This window comes from Soonwooa sp. (assembly GCF_032062245.1).
Lineage (GTDB): Bacteria > Bacteroidota > Bacteroidia > Flavobacteriales > Weeksellaceae > Soonwooa.
This window is the reverse complement of record NZ_DAMBQF010000055.1, coordinates 1-3,504: the sequence shown is the minus strand read 5'-3', so window position 1 is coordinate 3,504 and position 3,504 is coordinate 1. Positions and strand designations below refer to the sequence as shown.

Below are 3,504 nucleotides of genomic sequence, written 5' to 3'. Positions count from 1 at the left end.
TTTTCAATCAAATGAACAACTTTTTACTTTTTAATTCATAATGCACAACGGGTTAAGTATCATTTAAAATGCACAACGGGTTAATATTTATGTTTATCAAGCGCAAGCTCAGTTAACGTTTTTCCCACAAAGAAAATCAGGAGAAATAGGATCTCAATTTGACATCAATTATCAGTTTAAAAAAGGAACTGCTCTTGGTGGAAAATATGGAACGGACATTGCGGTTAACTTTGCAAACTGGTACGGTTTTAAAAGAAAATACCGTGTTTATGAAGATTTTAACACTGTTGAAACCAAAACCTTAGATCTTGGCGAAGGTTATTATTCGGACTTCAATGTCGATATTAGAAAAAAACTATCGCATAGCTGGAATACAGCTTTAATCTATATTTATCAAGATTATAATACAGATAAAATCCAAGAGACAGAAGGTCATGTGTATGCTACGACAGCTGTTTGGGATAACTTATTCAAAATTAATTAAAGTCTTTAAAGCTAGAAGTTCAGCATCAGTGGGCTAGCTCGTCTTTCAAAAACTGGGCAGCAGCGCTATCTGAGTTTAATTTTAAAAAGAATTGGTCTATATTTGTAAGTGATATGTATAATTACGGTAATGATGACAAGGAGAAGCAGATGCATTATAATACTTTTGGAGCAGTCTTTAGAAAGAACTCAACCCGAGTTCAGGCTTCTTATGGACGTCAAAGAGGAGGATTAATATGTGAGGGAAGCGTTTGTCGTATGGTTCCGAAAAATACCGGCTTTTCGCTACATATCAATACAAAGTTTTAGATCAATTTCGAAAATTTAATAATTAGCTAAAAATGAATTTAAAGAGAGTTTTATTATTCTTTTCCTTTATTTTTTCGGTTTTAGTCTTAGCTCAAGTTCAGAATCCTGTAAAGTTTCAATTTGATGTTAAAGACTTAGGAAAAGGGGAGTATGAGGCAGTATTAACTGCCAAAATGGAGGACAAATGGCATATTTATTCGCAGGATTTGCCACCTGATTCAGGATTTCCAACAGAGTTTAAATTATCCTCAAAAGAAGGTATTACAACAATGGGCAAAGTCCTAGAAATAGGAAAGAAACATGATGAATATTCCGAAGCTTTCGGCGCTCAGATTGTGTATTATGCGAATCAAGTTTTATTTAAACAAAAATTCAAAGCAAAAAATCCTGATAAAGATTTTAAAGTTGCAGCAGAAATAACTTACCAAGTTTGTAATGACAGACTATGTCTTGCGCCAACAACTTTAGAATTTGAAAAAACGGTAAAAAGTACAACGGCAGCGACTACAGAAGAAGTAAAACCAGAGGCTGCAACAACGGCGCAGATAGATACAGCTTCCGTTGCAATACCAGAAGCTAATGGCGAGGTAGCTGTTGTATCACCAACTACATCAGGACACGAAAAAGAATTAAAAATCAATTCTTTAGACTTCAAAAATCCGTTGACTAATTGTGGAACAGTTCAAGAAAATACTGGCGGCGACAACAATTGGTTAATCTTAGCATTAGGCTTTTTAGGAGGACTTATTGCACTGCTAACACCATGTGTTTTCCCGATGATTCCGTTGACGGTTTCGTTCTTTACAAAAGGGAGCAAAGACAAAGCAAAAGGTAAAAGAGATGCCTTTATATATGGATTCTTTATCTTATTAATCTTCGTATTATTAAGTATTCCGTTCCATATTATTGATGGGATTTCTGGGAATATCTTTAATCAAATCTCAACAAATATTTGGCTGAATTTATTCTTCTTTGTAATCTTTATTTTCTTTGCATTCAGTTTCTTTGGATACTACGAAATCACGCTACCTAACTGGGTTGCTAACAAATCATCAAAAGCAGAAGAAGCAGGTGGAATCATCGGTATCTTCTTCATGGCATTGACGTTGGTTATCGTATCGTTCTCGTGTACAGGTCCTATTTTGGGAAGTTTATTGGGCGGCGTGGTAACAGGTTCGTCTAATGTACCAACACTTCTAACATTTGCTTTAGCAGGTTTTGGTATCGCTTGGGCATTGGTTTTCGGATTGTTAGCATTGTTCCCACAAGCATTACAAAGTCTTCCAAAATCTGGAGGTTGGATGAACACTGTTAAAGTTGTACTAGGTTTTATTGAAGTTGCTTTAGCATTAAAATTCCTTTCAAAAGCAGATTTAGTTTCGAAAACTTTCATGTTAAAAAGAGAACTATTCATTGTACTCTGGATTCTCATTACGATTGGATTAGTACTTTATTTATTCGGAAAAATCAGATTCCCGCACGATGATAAAGAACCAAAAATTTCTTTAGGAAGAAAACTTTTAGGCGTTTTAGGTTTAGGATTTTTAGGCTATTTAATTTATGGTTTAATACCAGCCGACAAGCCAAAACTTCAATTGTTAAGTGGAATTCTTCCTCCGATGAATGTGAGTTATTTCCATAAAGAAGAAGACGGTATTTTAGGTTTAAAATTGCATCATAATTATTTTGATGCTTTAGAAGAAGCTAAAAAACAAAACAAACCACTTCTTATCGACTTTACGGGTTATGGTTGCGAAAACTGTCGTAAAATGGAGGAATTTGTTTGGAGTCAAGATGATATCTTACCATTGTTACAAAATGATGTTGTGATCGCCTCTGTTTATGTTGATGACAAAGAAGAATTGCCAGAAGCTGAACAAATGAAAATTGATATGGGTGGCGGTCAAATGAAGAAAATAAAAACAATTGGTGATAAGTGGTCGATGTTCCAACAGGTGAATTTCAACAACAATTCTCAACCGCATTATGTTTTGGTGACGCCAGATCAAAAGGTTATTAACACACCAGTTTCGGGTTATATGCCGAAAGAAGATTTCAAAAAATTCTTAGAATGTGGAATCAATTATCATAAAAAGAATTAATTCTTGATATAAAGTTTAAGTTTAAATGAAATCCGCGATTTAGGTCGTGGATTTTTTTATTTTTAAATTCTGAAATAACTTGAAATATGAATTTTGTATGTTATTAAAAGAAAACAAATATGTTTGCTTTTTTACTAACTGAAGTTTTTTGAGTAAGTAAACGTCTTGTTCGATCGGATTTTGTAAAAATCGTATAGAGAACTTTTTGTGTCGATTATTTCTTCAGCGCTAGAATTTTTTAAATTTCTACAATATGCTTGTCAACGATTTTCATTAAATCATTCTGCTGCTTTTTATCTTCAATCTTTTCATTGTTGGTGGCGTCATTTCCGTCGCAGTCGTTGGTTTTAAATAAAAACTGAATCGGCTTTTGGCTCTCATAGTAATAAATTCGGTTTTCCAAATAACAAGATTCGGCTGCAGATTCGTAATAGACAAAAAATAGTTTATCATTTTTAAAATAGTAACTGAATTTTTGTTGCCATTCGGTATATGGCTGCTTTTTTAAGACGTATTAAAATTAGAGTATTAACTTTAACGTCAAGAAAAAGCAATGAAAAAATCAATATTTACGGAGCCGCAGATATTGAAGGTGCTCCAAAGCCAGCAA

Annotated in this window: 3 protein-coding genes and 1 pseudogene; 3 read left to right on the top strand and 1 reads right to left on the bottom strand. The window is 33.7% G+C overall.

The features are described from left to right. Positions 1-85 precede the first annotated feature (85 nt). The 3 genes and pseudogenes from RT037_RS13920 (at position 86) to RT037_RS13705 (ending at position 2,894) form a co-directional block, all read left to right on the top strand. Complete coding sequence (locus RT037_RS13920) at positions 86-484, top strand: DUF6029 family protein (RefSeq protein ID WP_409456545.1); 399 nt, start codon at positions 86-88, stop codon at positions 482-484. Between the two features lie 11 nt (positions 485-495). Beyond that, a pseudogene (locus tag RT037_RS13710) lies at positions 496-792 on the top strand (DUF6029 family protein); the annotation flags it as partial. Between the two features lie 32 nt (positions 793-824). Beyond that, positions 825-2,894, top strand: a complete 2,070-nt coding sequence (locus RT037_RS13705; protein WP_313032334.1) for a cytochrome c biogenesis protein CcdA — start codon at positions 825-827, stop codon at positions 2,892-2,894. 238 nt (positions 2,895-3,132) lie between these two features. Here the strand turns inward: RT037_RS13705 and RT037_RS13700 are convergent, their stop codons facing one another. Then, the gene (locus RT037_RS13700; RefSeq protein WP_313032333.1) at positions 3,133-3,297 is read right to left on the bottom strand and encodes a hypothetical protein; all 165 of its coding nucleotides are present in this window, start codon (positions 3,295-3,297) and stop codon (positions 3,133-3,135) included. Positions 3,298-3,504 lie beyond the last annotated feature (207 nt).

Coding starts and splice junctions, on each gene's coding strand:
- RT037_RS13705 (WP_313032334.1), top strand. CDS start 825: ATGAATTTAAAGAGAGTTTTATTATTCTTTTCCTTTATTTTTTCGGTT.